Genomic DNA, 14,873 nt, shown 5'->3' on the forward strand with positions numbered 1-14,873 from the left:
CGCGGCGGCATGACGTAGGAAAACCTGCACTATAAGCTAATCATCATCTCCAAATATAGAGCTAATTTTTTTGCCCCCAGGAGAAAATTTATTAGTCCAACTGCTTTGCACTTTGGTTACGTCTTTAGTGGCAGTTTTATTGCTGTATTCCTTGATTTCCTTATCTATTCTCTCCATCATTTGTGAATCAAGGTAGCTCTTTTTCCATTGGCCAGTAGCAAGGAACACTTTGTTTAAGTCTTGAGTGCGGATTAAGTATTCTTTATCTTTAGGGTAAACCTCCTGCGCCCAAGCAAATAGCTCAAAATAGCGTGCAAATAATTCAGATGCACGTGATTTTGCAGTTTGATAAGCCTGTATCTCCTTAAATATAACTTGGCCGATAATTTTCTGCACAAGAATATTTGCTTGCTTTAGGTTCTGCTCAATATCCTGGTAAACTTTATGGAGAAATTCCTGTTCCAAACTTAAGTTCAGTTCATTTTCAACCATGTGTGAAAGTTCATGCACTATAATGTATGGGTTTGACTTCCTCAGTACAATAACATATCTATTTACACTGGAAGACCTGATTGTCTTACACACTCCCTCTTCCATATCCACTAATCCCTCTTGGTATATTTCAAATGAGAGCCTGTTTTGCTTTATTAGTGATAAAGTGAGGTTTAATGTGTTTCTAAACTTCTCAAATTGATAGAGATATTCGACATACCGTATTGCATTTTCACTGCTTCCTACTTGAGTTGCTTGTTTTATTAAATTCCTGATTAGCATACCTTATTATTAAAGGAATTCTTTTTATACTCAAGAATTGATTGGCTACAAAGTGTTTTTAGGAAGCCTGATTGCATAGCTAAAGTAATTCATGTTTACTGATAACCGTCATACCGCTGCTTGTCAGCGGGATCTATGGTGAGATACCGCGAATGAATCCATAGCTGTACGAACATTCATTTTTGAAGGTAAATTGCACAGCAAATGGTGTCATTCCAGTGCTCTTTTTTTGTCATCCCAGTCTGGGATCTATTTTGCATGTAACTCCAATTGTGTTTTGGCATAAAACGCGACACGTATTAGACTTATTTGCAAGCAAAGCTTGCTAGATCCAAGTAGTCAGGACACTGGAATGACACCATAGGGGCACTGCCGTCATAAAGGAACCAGTGTCAGCTACTTGGATGACAGCTAGCCTAACAACCGTCATCCCGCTGCTTGTTAGCGGGATCTAGAGATACCGCGGGGTTGTAAAGTAATTTTTTACATCTAATGCTCGGCCAGTGCCTGCATGATACCACGTATTATCTATACCAAGGTGTTCTGCTTGTAGATATTATACCAACAATCCACTATTTTTTTTATGTCTTGTGGTTTAGTTTCTGGACCTATACTGATTCTAATTGAACACTCTGCTTGCTCTTTTGTTGCCCCCATTGCAAGCAAAACATGGGAAGGCTCAACTTTTCCAGAAGAACATGCGGAGCCATTACTAACTGCAATATGATTCAAGTCAAAATGCATAAGCTGCACATCACTCTTTACTCCTGGCATATAAATAAAACTTGTGTTTGGCAGCCTCTTAGAGTTTTTACCGAAGATTCTTATGTCACTGGCAAGATTTAATAATTCACACTCTAATTGATCACGTAGCTCCTTTACTTCATCCATTTTTGATAGAAGGTCTGGAATATTTTGCAGTGCAGCAGAAAGGCCTGCAATCGCAACAATATTTTCCGTACCACCACGAAATCCCTTCTCTTGTCCACCACCTATTATAATAGGTTCTATCGCAAGTTCTTTATTGAATATTAAAACTCCACTGCCTGCTACACCGCCAAATTTATGGGCGGATAAAGTGAGTAAATCCACTCCTAAATCTTCCATATTAACTTTAATTTTCCCAACACTTTGAGCAGTGTCAGTGTGGCAAATTGCTCCAAATTTGTGGGCTATTTCAGCTATTTCCTCAATAGGTTGAATAACTCCGGTTTCGTTATTTGCCATCATAACTGAAACTATTGCTTTGTTTCCTTTAAGTTCGCTTAGAATTTTTTCTAGCTCTAAAAAGTCAACAATGCCCTCCTGATTAACAGGTATTATATATGGATTACATGCAGAATTAAGAATTGAAGGATGCTCTATAGCTGAAATTATATGCAGGTAGCCTGCTATTCCTCTCATAACAAGGTTATTCGCTTCAGTTGCACCAGACGTAAAAACTATTTCTTTATCACTTGAGACGCCAATAGCACCACGTACGTTATCTCTTGCATCCTGAAGAATCTTCCTCGCTTCTTGTCCTCTTTTATGTAGTGATGATGGATTGAGCGTTTGTTTTAACAAGACCTCAAATATACTTTTTTTTACATTTTCACTAATTGGAGCAGTTGCATTGTAATCAGCATATACGCAACCACTATTTTCTAAAGAGAATGGACTCATCTGTCACTTAAATAAGTTTACCATCAACTATAGCCATAACTATGTACGTTAGCTTTAACACGATAAAAAATTTATTGCAAAAACAGCGAAATTAATACATAATTAATAACTCACGTCATTAATACCTGTCAAGCGGGTTCTTATTAGGGGTTACCATGGTTGAAGTTTTTTTGAATAATGCAACAAGAAAGATAGAAGGTGAATACCACCAAAGCAAAGATGCCAACGCGCCGGTTGTGCTGGTTTTACATCATCATCCTCAATATGGTGGTAATATGGATAGTAAAATTGTACATAGTACATATACGTCTTTTATCGATAACAATTTTTCTGCATTGAAAATTAACTTTCGTGGTGTGGGAAAATCTACCGTAACTTTTGATAAGGGTATAGGAGAATTAACTGACGCTGCGGTAGCCATTGATTGGCTTCAGGAACATAATCCTAGCAATGTTCCAATTTGGATCGCTGGTTTTTCTTTTGGAGCATGGGTGGCTATGCAGCTAACAATGCGCCGCCCTGAGATAGTGGGTTTTATTGCTCTTTCTCTTCCGGTAACTAAGTACGATTTTTCTTTTCTTTCTCCCTGTCCAGTTTCTGGGCTTATAATACAAAGCAGTAATGATACAATCTCAGAAGAAAGCGATGTAACAGAATTAGCAAAAAGGTTGATAAATTCAGTAAGAAGTGATCACATGAAATACTATATAATAGATGATACTAATCACTTTCTAAAGGATAAAGAAGAGGAAGTGACTCAAATCGTGGACAATTATATAAAACTGCGCTTGAATAGTGCAACTATTTCTTTTCAAAAGGTCAAAAAAGAGGTAAGGGTAAAAGAATATGCCTAATCTTTACAAACAAGAGAAATGAGTGTAGTAATATAAATGAAAAGGTTTTGTTATGTTTAAAAAGCTATTATTTTTTGTTTTAGCTGTGTTTATGTTATCGGGGTGTTCCCTAAGTAAACAGCGTAAGTTAAAAAGTCCGTGTATAAAAAGCAATGAAAGTATTTCATGCGAGTTGTACTCTGTTAATGATCATTGGTTAGATAAGTATAAGGCATAGAAATTGTGCTATTTTTCCTATTCACAACTTCACTAATGATCGATCTCTCAATTGGAAAATGCAGTCTGCCTTTTCTGCAAGGAGATGATTGTGTGTTACTATAAGCATAGAGCTGTTATTTTCCTTTACGTATGAATGTAGCAGTAAAAACACGTTAAAAGAATTTGTTGGATCTAAGTTTCCTGTTGGCTCATCTGCAAGTAAAAGCTTTGGAGAATTTACAATGCTTCTTGCAATTGCAACTCTCTGCCTTTCCCCACCCGAAACTTCAGATACCATGCTACTTGCTTTGTTTTCCAGACCAAATTTTTCCAACATTGCTTGCGAATTTTTTTTTGCTTCAGCTTTGCTTTTTCCTGCAATGAGTTGAGGAAGCATAATATTTTCCAACACCGATAACTCTTGTAACAAATAGTGAAATTGATAAACAAAACTAAGAAAATTTCTTCTTACATGAGTTTTATGCTTATTACTGGCTTGTGTGCAATTTATTCCATCTATCGTAACTATACCTGAAGTTGGCTTGTCCAACAAGCCTGCGATTTGCAATATAGTTGTTTTCCCTGCACCTGAATCGCCAATCAGCGCTACTACTTGCCCTCTTGTGACACTTAAGTTGATATCCTTTACAACAGCAGAATTGTTCTTGAAGCTTTTATCTACGGAAGTTAGTTCTAGTGCTACATTACCACCCATGTTTAAAAGATCCAGAAGGCATCTAAGTTTTAGTAATAATTAAACCGAAAAACTGTTACCACAACCACATTGAGACTTAGCAAAGGCATTCTTTATTTGAAAACCAGAACCACTGAGATCCTCAGTATAATCTATAACTGAGTTATTTAAAAATTTTGCTGAACAATTATCAACCATTAATACAGGGTTTCCATTTTCATCATTAATTACTATATCTTTACCTTTTTCGCTAAAACTGGAGTGGCTTCTATAGTCCTCACTTTCTTCATAGTCATCATCTTCGTCTTCGTCATCAAACTCATCATCGTAATCATCGTCTTCATCATCCAAAGGTAGATTTTTATTCATTTGATCCATAAGAAAATTGTATTTGAAGCCAGAACATCCACCACCTGAAACTGCAACCCGTAAAATGGAACTCTTATCCCCTTCCTGCTCTGCAAGAGAGTGGATTTTTTTTAGTGCATTATCAGTTAAGTTGATGTTGTAATTTGTTGACATAGTAACCACCGTTTATTATTGATAACTTATTATAGTAGAAATTTTACATGTCAAACAATAACTTTCTATTAAATTATGCATGTTTTCCAAGCAAAACAAAAGGGAGATACTTCAAAGAGCCAGAAGATGAGAATCGCAGCTGCTTTCAGCGTGATAGGGACCGTATCATTCACTCTAATGCGTTTAGAAAATTGGAGTACAAAACACAAGTTTTTATCAATTATGAGCACGACTACTATCGCACTCGGCTTACTCATAGCCTTGAAGTTGCACAAATTGCAAGGTCCATTGCGCGTAGACTTGGCTTAAATGAGGATATCACTGAATGCATAGCGCTCGCACATGATCTTGGTCATCCTCCATTTGGTCATGCAGGTGAAGATGCTCTAAAGAAATCAGTTCAAGATTTGAATCTTGATAACGAGAAGTATGAGTTTGATCATAATGTTCAAGCTATAAGGATTTTAACTTACCTCGAACAAAAACATGCTGATTTTGATGGTATGAATCTAAGTTGGGAGGTGATTGAAGGAGTTGCAAAACATAACGGTCCCTTGCTTGGTCAAAACGCGGAGTCTTCTACAAATAATCAGCTGTTATTAGAATACAACAAAAAATATGATCTAAAACTTGAAGAATTTTCAAGCATTGAAGCGCAAGTTGCTTCAATTGCCGATGATATTGCTTACAGTGTTCACGATCTTGATGATGCACTCAGGGCGAATTTAGTAATCATCGAAGATTTGCTGAATGTTCCTTTAATTGAAAAAATGTTTAAAGACATAAGGAGCAGATATTCAGAATTGCCTCAGAGCAAACTCATACATGAATCACTGAGTGGAACTATAGGAACTATGATAAGTGATGTTGTTTCTCAGACTGAAAGAAATATTGAAGATCACAAAATAAAAAGCGTAGAAGACGTAAGAAGTCTAAATAAAATGCTAGTCACATTTTCACCAGAAGTTGCGAATGCTACAAAAGAAATGAAAAGATTCAACATGGAGAAAATATACAGAAGCTATAAACTGAGTAGAACGATGAACAAAGCAAAACGCATAATACAGGAACTCTTTCAATGTTTTTATGAAAACCCAGGATTACTTCCCACAGAGTGGAGCAAACTCGCTTGTGAATCTCAGCGTTCAGTAATAATATGTGACTATATCTCAGGTATGACAGATAGATTTGCTATACACGAGCACAGAAGAATTTTTGATACCTCATACGAAATGACTTCTTTCTAATGACTGATGATCATTTCATGTCAATTGCATTAAGGCTTGCAGAAAAAAATCTTGGAAATGTTGCACCAAATCCTGCTGTCGGGTGTATTATTGTAAAGGATGGTACAATTGTTAGTGAGGGATACACAGGGATTGGTGGGCGTCCGCATGCGGAGGTAGTCGCTTTGCAAAACGCTAAAGATTCAACTCATGGCGCAACTATATATATCACTCTTGAGCCATGTTGTCATCATGGAGTCACGGGGCCTTGCACTGCAAAAATCATAAAAGCTAGCATAAAAAGAGTAGTAATTGCAACTATTGACCCAGATAGTAGAGTTTCAGGCAGAGGCATGAAAGCTCTGAAAGAAGCAGGAATTGAAGTTGAGCAAGGTATTATGCAAAAAGAGGCAAAAGAACTGAATGTCGGTTTTTTCACCACTAAAGAATTACATAGACCATTTATAGCTTGCAAAGTCGCAACAACTCTTGACGGAAAAATCGCAACATTTACAGGCGATAGCAAATGGATAACAAGTGAAAATACGAGAAACTGGGTGCATGAGCTCAGAACGAAATATGATGCAATTATGATTGGCAGCAATACTCTTATTAATGATGATCCACTCTTAACTTGCAGATTACCAGGACTCGGAAGTAGATCGCCAATAAGGCTAATTATAGATAGTCAAGGGAGATTAAAGGAAGAGCATAACATTGCAAAGACTGCAGACAAAGTAATAACTTGGGTCATCACAAATAAAGAAGTAGAGAAAAAAATAAAAAACATTAACTACTTAGTAGTTAATTCAAGCAACGCAGGTAAGGTTTGCCTAAAGGACATGGCATTAAAACTTGTTTCAGAAATTGGTATAACAAGATTATTAGTTGAAGGTGGAGGAGTGTTAATCACAGAACTATTAAAGTGTAATTTAATCGACAGGTTGATAATATGCCGCAGTGGTAAAATTTTAGGCAATGATGCCACTCCTTTTGTAGGAGATTTAGGGATTCAATTCATTAACAACTGTTATCAGTTTAAAAAAACAAAGATAATAGAGTTTAGTGAGGATATAGTTGAGGTTTGGGATAGGTCGTCATAATCCTTACATACTCAAACAGTAAAAAAAAGGTATCCGTTCAGCGGAGCGGTAAAATAAAAAGTAGACAAGGAGTGCTAAAAACATAATATCACAAGTAGTATGTGTGGTAAATATGTCTGATCTACTAGCTAGTCTTCTCAAGCTCTGTGAAAGCTTTAAAATAGAGATAGAGCAACTAAAAGCAGAGATAAAGAGGTTAGAGATAGAAAACGAAAATTTTAGATCTGAGAATAAGGCGCTAAGAATCGAAAATGCTGAATTGAAAGAAAGACTAGGTCTGAATTCACAAAATTCATCGATACCGAGCTCAAAAGAGTTATACAAGCTAAAGAAGAAAAAGAAAAAAAGTGACAGGAAAATAGGGGCACAGATTGGGCATGAAGGAAAGTATCGCCCTAAAATGGAAGCAGATGAAGTGGTGAAAATAGAGTTCTTGCGAGTGCGGAGGAGAAATTGCGATATCGAAAGAGCCATACATTCATCAAAAAGTTGATTTGCCAGCTTATGTTGTGGAATACCAATGGCCGCTGTTGCAAGTGTGGAAAAAGAAAAAGTAGCAGGCTACCAGAAGGTGTTACTGCGGATACATTTGGTCCAAAAGTTAAGTCAACAATTGCGGCGCTGAGCGGATTTTACAAGAACTCGAAAAGAGAAGTAGCAAATATTATAAAAAATATTTTCAACCTGGACATCAGTGTTGGTAGCGTGTCAAATAGCGAGGCTAGAGTTGCAGAAAAATGCCAAGAAGCATATGAGCAAATCGAGCAAGAAGTAAGTAAAAGTGAAGTTCTGCATATCGATGAAACGAGCCATTATAACAAAGGTAAACTTGGTTGGTGCTGGATGTTTGCCAGTAATACAGCAAGTTTTATAAAATTGACAGAGTCAAGAGGAATGAAGGTTTTACAAAATAGTAAGTTCTGCAATCGCAATAGCTTACGACAGGTACGCAGCATACAACTACTTTGCCGATAAGAATAGGCAAATCTGTTGGGCACATTTATCAAGAGATTTTGAAAGATTAGCACATAGTTGAAGTTAAAGTTCTGGGCTGTTACTTAAGAAACGTAGCCACTGAATTATTTGCACTAAAAAAGGCCTTGCTAAAAAATGAGATAGATGTTTTTAGATTTACCAGACGTGCCAGAAAGTTGCGAAAACGTACAAGGTATTACTTGAAGCCGTTTACCTGAAGCAATTGGAGCTTCTCGAGTTGCAAAGAATATTTTGAAATCTGAAAGAATGATGTGGAAATTTTTAGATGACCCAGAAAACATTCCGCTGACAAACAACCATGCTGAACAGCAGATACGGCATTATGTCGTTTATCGCAAAAATTCATATTTTACCCAATCGAAGTGGGGAACTTGAACGGATAATTTCATTATACTTGACATGGAAACAAAGGGGTCTCAATCCTTTCCAAAACCTCTTATCTATCATCTCTCACACCGCTTAGCTGAACGGATACAACCCAAGAAAGGTTTTTCTACGTCATACCGCCGCGGTATCTCAGCATAGATTCCGCTAACGAGTAGCGGAATGACGAATTTGTTGTTTTTCAAATTGTAGGTAAACCTAAGCCACTTTAGCTATATAGGATTACTACGATGGATTTTTAAGATAGTTTATGGCCTTCTTAATATCTTCAGCCTTGAATATCGCCGATCCTGCAACTAAAATATCTGCACCTGCTTTTATTATATCAGCTGCGTTAAAAAAGTTAATTCCACCATCTACTGAAATTTGTGTTTTAAGGTTACGCTCTTGTATCATTTTTTTTATAGTAGATATCTTGTTCAACTGTGAATGAATGAATTCCTGCCCTCCAAAGCCAGGATTGACTGTCATAATCAGCACAATATCTAGCTCATGTATTATATATTCAAGCACACTTGGAGAAGTTGAAGGAACAATTGAAACTCCAACTTGAATCGGTTTTTTTTCGTCGTTTACATTTTTGTATGACTTTATCTTTCTTATCAACCTCTCAAGGTGTGTCTCTACTTCTGCATGTACAGTGATAATATCAGCACCAGCATTTATAAAGCTTTCAATGTGTTTACCAGGAGATTTGACCATTAAATGCACATCAAAAGGAAGATTGCTATATTTACGTATTGCAGAAACAACGCTAGGACCAATTGTAATATTTGGAACGAAATTCCCATCCATAACGTCTATGTGTATGTAATCCACACCTAAATCGCTAATTTTTCTTACTTCTTCCCCTAATTTTGCAAAATCTGCTGAAAGTATAGAAGGTGCAATTTTAATACTCATGAGCTGCCTTTTTTGCTAAAAAATAACTTATTTTCAAAACTCTGTCACCCTAAGCACCATCTGAGTAGCTAGAGACCGATATCGGTATGCCTATTTAACTAGATCTTAAATTAGATAAAAAAAGGTAGTCTTGATAAAACTTATTTACAGCAAGTTTTTTTACATTTGGACTTTCTGTTTGTTCTTTTTTGTACCCTAATTTATAGCTTATTGAATCCTTGTATAAACTGATCGTTTTGTATGCTTTGTTCATCTCTCTAGGAAAGATGCCGTTAGCAATTACGACGCATAACCCTGTAGCTGTTGCAAAAGCTAGAGTGGTAAATGCTAGATTTTGTAAAAAATTCCTTCCACTAACTTTTTTTTCCTGTATATTAGCAGAGTGCGATTTGTTTGACACTTCTTCTAGATATTCATGCCATATGTGATTGCAGTTCGTACATTTTACCTTTCTTCCAGACGCGCCAATTTGCTTAGGAGATACTAAGTAAGTTTTAGTACAACTATTACATTGTATTTTCATAGCACTTACATATAAGTAGTAACAAGCCCAAATGATACGAGCTACAAATTTAATATCAATATATATATAACAAATGGAAGGTTTGCAACTAAAAAAAACACAGAGTGAGATAAAAGATATTTGGAAAAATAGAGAAAAATTTAATGACTGTAATCTAAAGAAAACAGCAAGAATAGCAATTAAAGAGGTAATTGAGCTCCTTGATAGTGGCAAAATTAGAGTAGCAGAAAAGCTATCAAGTGGAGAATGGGTAGTACATAAGTGGATAAAGCAAGCAATATTATTACATTTTCTCACCGAAGAAAATAAAATAATAGATAATACCAATTGCTGGTTTGATAAGATCGGTAACAAGTTTAGTGAATGGAATGAGGAGAAATTTCGCCGGTTAAAAATTAGAGCAGTTCCTGGGTGTTTTGTTCGCCGATCTGCTTATATAGGTACAAATGTTGTTCTAATGCCAAGTTTTATCAACGTTGGTGCATATGTTGATTCAGGAACAATGATAGATACCTGGTCAACGATTGGTAGCTGTGCGCAAATAGGAAAAAACTGTCATATTTCTGGTGGAGTGGGAATAGGTGGAGTTCTTGAGCCTATTCAAGCTTCACCTGTCATTATAGAAGATAATTGCTTTATTGGAGCACGTAGCGAAGTGGCCGAGGGTGTGGTAGTGAGAGAAGGATCAGTCCTTGGCATAGGCGTGTTTATTGGGGCATCAACAAAGATTATTGATAGAGAAACTAGCAAGGTATTTTACGGCGAAGTGCCACCTTATTCTGTAGTGGTACCAGGGTCTATTCCATCTAAAAATAATATTTCAACCTATTGTGCAGTCATAGTAAAAAAAGTGGATGAAAAGACGAGATCGAAAATCTCTATAAATGAAATATTGAGGGATTAAACTATCTTACTCCTTGTCGTCACTTTTTTTATCATTATTACTAACCACAGTAATGGCATACGCGCATAACTCTGAGAAAGAGACTCCATTTTCTTGAGATAGTTTATATAATTTTTGTAGACTTTCTTTTACTTTATTAGGGATATTCCCTCCACGTTCTTTTACAAGCCAGGAATCTTGATGATGAATTGGATGAGCATCGCTTTTTGGATTTCCTATATATATTGCAAAAGGTGAACTTTGCCCTTTGAAGTCACATTGTACAGTAAATTTTTTTATAGATTCGGCCATTTAAAGACCTCTACTTTTCTTTTTGGTCGATTTTATAGCAGGTGGAAGAGGTGGTTTCTTTATAAAATCTTGTCTATTGACAACACTTTCTCTACCTTCCAAAGCTCGGCGAACATCAGCTCTGCTTAATTGCGACTCTTTTGCTACCTTCATTCCATGCTTTGCCATAATATTAGCACATGCTAGTACTTTTTTTACCAATTCTAGATCACCATTTAGCATTTGAACTAGCACTTGAAACACTTCCGCTAAAGTTAGCCCATCAGCATTTATAACCTTGTTTTCTATAAAATTGACAGCTTCTTCAAATTTGTATTCAATACTATCATCTTGAGGTATAAGGGCAACATAATCGGTGTTTTTGTCGTCCATAACTGAAGCACTATTACTCACAAACTTAAGTTTATACTATATATATAAATACTCTACTATTTTATATTATGGCACGCTATAGTTAAACATTTATTAATAACATGCTCACTTATATACACGAATTAATTGACAAAAGTCAAGGATCAATATCCATCAGTGATTTCATGAATGCCGTTTTGTACCATGAAAAATACGGCTATTATACAAGTAAATTACCGCTTGGTAAGGATGGTGATTTTACTACCGCACCTGAGATCAGCCAATTATTTGGTGAAGTAATTGCAGTTTGGATAATGCATACATGGGAAAAATTAGGAAAGCCATCAAAATTTTCTCTAGTTGAACTTGGGCCAGGCAAAGGAACACTCATTCACGATATAATAAGAGTCACTAAAAAATACAGCAGCTTTTTTAATTCAATGTTGATCCACTTAGTTGAAATAAGCCCTACTTTACGGAAGATACAAAAGGAAAAATTAAAAAGCTTAGATGTTAATTGGCACAAAAATATTGACAACCTACCAGAACAACCAACCATTTTTTTAGCAAATGAGTTCTTTGACGCTCTTCCGATAGATCAGTTTGTATATCATGATGAGGGGTGGTATGAAAATATGGTGACAAAACAAGATGATGGCAGTCTCTTGGTGTCATGCCAGTGCGTGACACTGGAATCCAGAAAAAAAGAATCATGGATTCCAGTGTCAGCTACTCAGATGACAAATGGAAAATTTTTTAATGGTGCAGTGGTGGAAATATGTTCAGTTGGGGTTGAAATATTAAAAAAACTTGAGAAGAAGATATATAATAATAAAGGAGCTGCTTTGATTGTAGATTACGGTTATGTATACCCCGCATATAAGAGCACTTTGCAATCGATAAAACAACATAAGTATGCTAATTTTCTTGAGAATGTTGGTAATAGTGATATTACCGCACTTGTGAACTTTCAAGCGTTAAGAGATCCATTAAAGCATGTAGATTGTGAGATTTTAACTCAAAGGGAATTTTTATATCTTTTTGGCATAAAAGAAAGAACCCAGGCTTTAATGAAAAGCGCAAGTGATGAACAAAAGAATAGGATCTTTAGTGAATTCTTAAGGTTGACTGAAAATATGGGCACTCTTTTTAAAGCAATGCTATTGATATAGCTAACCCAAGAAAGGTTTCCCTACATCATACCGCCGCGATATCTCAGCATAGATTCCGCTAACGAGTAGCGGAATGACGAGCTTATTGTCATGCCGCCACGAACCGTCATACCGCGATTCATTCGCGGTATCCCAGCCGCTAACAAAGCGGGATGACGAGCTTATCGTCATGCCGCCGCGAACCGTCATACCGCTGCGGTATCTCAGCCGCTAATAAGTAGCGGGATGACGGTTGTCTCCTAGCTGTCATCCCAGTACTGGTAGACTCAAATCACAATGCTCGTATAGCTGCAACCCTGGAGGTACTGTTTCTCACCCACTGCAAATATTGCACGGTACTGTCCACTTGGTCGTCGTGGCGCGTTTCAGGAAACATTAAAATCTCATACTCAAAATCGTTCAGCCATACTGCTTGATGTGGCAGAAAAACCTTGCCAGACTCTATAATCGGAACAATTTGATGAAATCGAGTGAGCTTGTCATCATGTGGCACTATTTCAATAATCGGTAAATCACTGTTTGTCTTTAGCTCTTGCACCAATTGTTGACCACTTGTTTTTGCTTCGATTAAAATTGCGTGTGGCGTCCATCTTGCAGCTAGTGACAAAACCTGTTCTTTAAGCTTTGGATACTCAAGCTTTGCGCGATATACGTCGAGTAAATAGAATTTATTATCTATTTTTGCCCAGGTGGTGCAGACACTAAAGTTGCTCATGTTACTTGTTGAAACCGCAGTATCCCAACTTTGTGTTATATGCGAGAGATTATCAGGAAATTTTTTATAGCGTTTCAACCACTCTGGTTTAATTATACCACTTGAAAGCGGCAGAGGGTTTTGTTGATATTGAGCAGCAAAAGCGTAACTCCCAAGTTCAGCTTTTATTATCTCAACTTCTTCTTTTCCTCCATCGAGGAGATATAACAACTGACCTTCTTCTCTTGAATATAATATCCTTACAGGTGACGCTGGTTTATTATATAATCGCCTGGTCGCACAGTGCTGAGCTACTCGGATGACAGGAACGGGAGGCATTGGCTTTTTGATTGAATAAATAACCTGCTTATTTTCAGAAATCATTGGCAAACAAATATGATGCCATATGTTTTTTGGCTTGGAGAGAAGGTGTCCAGTTAAGTCCTCCTGGTGTAGCCTGTGCATTACAAGAACGATGACTCCTTTTTTTCTATCGTTCAGCCTGGTTACTAAAGTCTAATCAAACCAGTTTGTGGCACGCTTTCTAAGCGTTTCACTCAAAGCTTGAGCAGAACTGAGCGGATCGTCCACAATGATAAAATCACCACCTTCATCAGTTAGTGTTCCACCAACTGATGTTGCGATTCTGTATCCTCTCTGCACTGTTTGAAATTTATATTTGGTATTCTGGTCTTTGGATAGTTCTATCTCTGGAAATAGCGCTCTATACCAACTAGACTGCATCACGCACCTGGTGTCGAGCGAGTGCTTTTCGCTGAGCCGCTGAGAATAACTTGCAACTATTATTCTCGCAGTTGGTTGGTTTCCCAGTATCCATGCGGGCCACGCAACGCTTATGCACATGGACTTCATCGAGCGCGGAGGCATATTGAATATTATTCGTTTCACTTCACCAGCGCTCGCTGCTTCCAGCCTGTCTGCTATGACTTTTATATACTGATAATCGTTATACTCACACCCCGGCACTACCGTTTGAAAGCACAGTTCAATGAATTTTAGAAAGTTCATGATATAATGTTGAAACCAACGCGTGACGCTGGGATGACAAAAAAAGGAGCACTGGAATGACACCTTACTTAACCGTCATACCGCGATTCATTCGCGGTATCTCTTAACATAGATCCCGCTAACACGTAGCGGGATACTTAACCATCATCTACACCGTCATACCGCGATTCATTCGCGGTATCTCTTAACATAGATCCCCTACTATACCTTAACATAGATCCCGCTAACACGTAGCGGGATACTTAACCATCATCTACACCGTCATACCGCGATTCATTCGCGGTATCTCTTAACATAGATCCCCCTACTATACCTTAACATAGATCCCGCTAACACGTAGCGGGATACTTAACCATCATTACACCGTCATACCACGATTCATTCGCGGTATCTCTTAACATAGATCCCGCTAACACGTAGCGGGATACTTAACCATCATTACACCGTCATACCGCGATTCATTCGCGGTATCTCTTAACATAGATCCCCCTACTATACCTTAACATAGATCCCGCTAACAAGCAGCGGGATACTTAACCATCATCTACACCGTCATACCGCGATTCATTCGCGGTATCTCTTAACATAGA

13 protein-coding genes and 2 pseudogenes are annotated in these 14,873 nt (G+C 37.3%); 6 read left to right on the forward strand and 9 right to left on the reverse strand.

What is annotated here, in order from left to right; translation table 11 throughout:
* Positions 1–36: 36 nt before the first annotated feature.
* A complete protein-coding gene (locus L0Z58_RS03480; protein ID WP_010081987.1) occupies positions 37–774 on the reverse strand; it encodes a WD_0702 family putative metalloprotease in 738 nt (245 codons plus the stop codon).
* 528 nt (positions 775–1,302) lie between these two features.
* The gene (locus L0Z58_RS03485) at positions 1,303–2,439 is read right to left on the reverse strand and encodes a cysteine desulfurase family protein (protein ID WP_010081988.1); all 1,137 of its coding nucleotides are present in this window, start codon (positions 2,437–2,439) and stop codon (positions 1,303–1,305) included.
* Positions 2,440–2,594: 155 nt separating this feature from the next.
* Here L0Z58_RS03485 and L0Z58_RS03490 point away from each other — a divergent pair, with 155 nt between their 5' ends.
* Positions 2,595–3,293 carry an alpha/beta hydrolase gene (locus L0Z58_RS03490; protein ID WP_010962775.1) on the forward strand — a complete coding sequence of 233 codons (699 nt, stop codon included), beginning with the start codon at positions 2,595–2,597 and terminating at the stop codon, positions 3,291–3,293.
* Positions 3,294–3,531: 238 nt separating this feature from the next.
* On the opposite strand, the gene L0Z58_RS03500 is transcribed toward L0Z58_RS03490, so the two are convergent.
* Positions 3,532–4,206: an ABC transporter ATP-binding protein gene (locus L0Z58_RS03500; RefSeq protein ID WP_010962776.1), complete on the reverse strand. Its 675-nt coding sequence runs from the start codon at positions 4,204–4,206 to the stop codon at positions 3,532–3,534.
* Between the two features lie 39 nt (positions 4,207–4,245).
* Complete coding sequence (locus L0Z58_RS03505; RefSeq protein WP_010962777.1) at positions 4,246–4,707, reverse strand: HesB/IscA family protein; 462 nt, start codon at positions 4,705–4,707, stop codon at positions 4,246–4,248.
* 47 nt (positions 4,708–4,754) lie between these two features.
* Here L0Z58_RS03505 and L0Z58_RS03510 point away from each other — a divergent pair, with 47 nt between their 5' ends.
* From L0Z58_RS03510 to tnpC, 3 genes and pseudogenes are all read left to right on the forward strand, one after another.
* Complete coding sequence (locus L0Z58_RS03510; protein WP_010962778.1) at positions 4,755–5,954, forward strand: deoxyguanosinetriphosphate triphosphohydrolase; 1,200 nt, start codon at positions 4,755–4,757, stop codon at positions 5,952–5,954.
* On the forward strand, positions 5,954–7,036 hold the full coding sequence (ribD, locus tag L0Z58_RS03515; protein WP_010962779.1) for a bifunctional diaminohydroxyphosphoribosylaminopyrimidine deaminase/5-amino-6-(5-phosphoribosylamino)uracil reductase RibD: 1,083 nt from the start codon (positions 5,954–5,956) through the stop codon (positions 7,034–7,036). The genes L0Z58_RS03510 and ribD overlap by 1 nt, the downstream gene beginning before the upstream one ends.
* Before the next feature lie 112 nt (positions 7,037–7,148).
* Positions 7,149–8,495 (forward strand): annotated as a pseudogene (tnpC, locus tag L0Z58_RS03520) (IS66 family transposase).
* A gap of 146 nt (positions 8,496–8,641) precedes the next feature.
* Here tnpC and rpe read toward each other — a convergent pair.
* Positions 8,642–9,319: a ribulose-phosphate 3-epimerase gene (gene rpe, locus L0Z58_RS03525; RefSeq protein WP_010962780.1), complete on the reverse strand. Its 678-nt coding sequence runs from the start codon at positions 9,317–9,319 to the stop codon at positions 8,642–8,644.
* A gap of 94 nt (positions 9,320–9,413) precedes the next feature.
* Entirely contained in the window at positions 9,414–9,842 is a 429-nt protein-coding gene (locus L0Z58_RS03530) for a zinc-ribbon domain-containing protein (protein ID WP_010962781.1), read from the reverse strand.
* A 73-nt stretch (positions 9,843–9,915) separates the two neighbouring features.
* On the opposite strand from L0Z58_RS03530, the gene dapD reads away from it, so the two are divergent.
* Positions 9,916–10,746, forward strand: coding sequence for a 2,3,4,5-tetrahydropyridine-2,6-dicarboxylate N-succinyltransferase (gene dapD / locus L0Z58_RS03535; protein ID WP_010962782.1), 831 nt, complete (start codon positions 9,916–9,918; stop codon positions 10,744–10,746).
* 6 nt (positions 10,747–10,752) lie between these two features.
* Here the strand turns inward: dapD and L0Z58_RS03540 are convergent, their stop codons facing one another.
* Together L0Z58_RS03540 and L0Z58_RS03545 are read right to left on the reverse strand one after the other, a co-directional pair.
* Positions 10,753–11,037 (reverse strand): DUF2610 domain-containing protein, encoded by a 285-nt coding sequence (locus tag L0Z58_RS03540; protein ID WP_010962783.1) that lies wholly within the window; start codon positions 11,035–11,037, stop codon positions 10,753–10,755.
* The gene (locus L0Z58_RS03545; RefSeq protein WP_022626336.1) at positions 11,038–11,409 is read right to left on the reverse strand and encodes a hypothetical protein; all 372 of its coding nucleotides are present in this window, start codon (positions 11,407–11,409) and stop codon (positions 11,038–11,040) included. It abuts the gene before it with no gap.
* 101 nt (positions 11,410–11,510) lie between these two features.
* On the opposite strand from L0Z58_RS03545, the gene L0Z58_RS03550 reads away from it, so the two are divergent.
* Positions 11,511–12,560 (forward strand): class I SAM-dependent methyltransferase, encoded by a 1,050-nt coding sequence (locus L0Z58_RS03550; protein ID WP_010962785.1) that lies wholly within the window; start codon positions 11,511–11,513, stop codon positions 12,558–12,560.
* 271 nt (positions 12,561–12,831) lie between these two features.
* Here L0Z58_RS03550 and terL read toward each other — a convergent pair.
* Positions 12,832–14,283 (reverse strand): annotated as a pseudogene (gene terL / locus L0Z58_RS03555) (phage terminase large subunit).
* Positions 14,284–14,873: the final 590 nt, after the last annotated feature.

The sequence above is a fragment of the Wolbachia endosymbiont of Aedes aegypti genome (assembly GCF_021496215.1).
Classification (GTDB): Bacteria; Pseudomonadota; Alphaproteobacteria; order Rickettsiales; family Anaplasmataceae; genus Wolbachia; species Wolbachia pipientis.

Coding starts and splice junctions, on each gene's coding strand:
- L0Z58_RS03500 (WP_010962776.1), bottom strand. CDS start 4,206: ATGGGTGGTAATGTAGCACTAGAACTAACTTCCGTAGATAAAAGCTTC.
- L0Z58_RS03530 (WP_010962781.1), bottom strand. CDS start 9,842: ATGAAAATACAATGTAATAGTTGTACTAAAACTTACTTAGTATCTCCT.
- ribD (WP_010962779.1), top strand. CDS start 5,954: ATGACTGATGATCATTTCATGTCAATTGCATTAAGGCTTGCAGAAAAA.
- rpe (WP_010962780.1), bottom strand. CDS start 9,319: ATGAGTATTAAAATTGCACCTTCTATACTTTCAGCAGATTTTGCAAAA.
- L0Z58_RS03485 (WP_010081988.1), bottom strand. CDS start 2,439: ATGAGTCCATTCTCTTTAGAAAATAGTGGTTGCGTATATGCTGATTAC.
- L0Z58_RS03550 (WP_010962785.1), top strand. CDS start 11,511: ATGCTCACTTATATACACGAATTAATTGACAAAAGTCAAGGATCAATA.
- L0Z58_RS03510 (WP_010962778.1), top strand. CDS start 4,755: ATGTCAAACAATAACTTTCTATTAAATTATGCATGTTTTCCAAGCAAA.
- dapD (WP_010962782.1), top strand. CDS start 9,916: ATGGAAGGTTTGCAACTAAAAAAAACACAGAGTGAGATAAAAGATATT.
- L0Z58_RS03480 (WP_010081987.1), bottom strand. CDS start 774: ATGCTAATCAGGAATTTAATAAAACAAGCAACTCAAGTAGGAAGCAGT.
- L0Z58_RS03490 (WP_010962775.1), top strand. CDS start 2,595: ATGGTTGAAGTTTTTTTGAATAATGCAACAAGAAAGATAGAAGGTGAA.
- L0Z58_RS03540 (WP_010962783.1), bottom strand. CDS start 11,037: ATGGCCGAATCTATAAAAAAATTTACTGTACAATGTGACTTCAAAGGG.
- L0Z58_RS03545 (WP_022626336.1), bottom strand. CDS start 11,409: ATGGACGACAAAAACACCGATTATGTTGCCCTTATACCTCAAGATGAT.
- L0Z58_RS03505 (WP_010962777.1), bottom strand. CDS start 4,707: ATGTCAACAAATTACAACATCAACTTAACTGATAATGCACTAAAAAAA.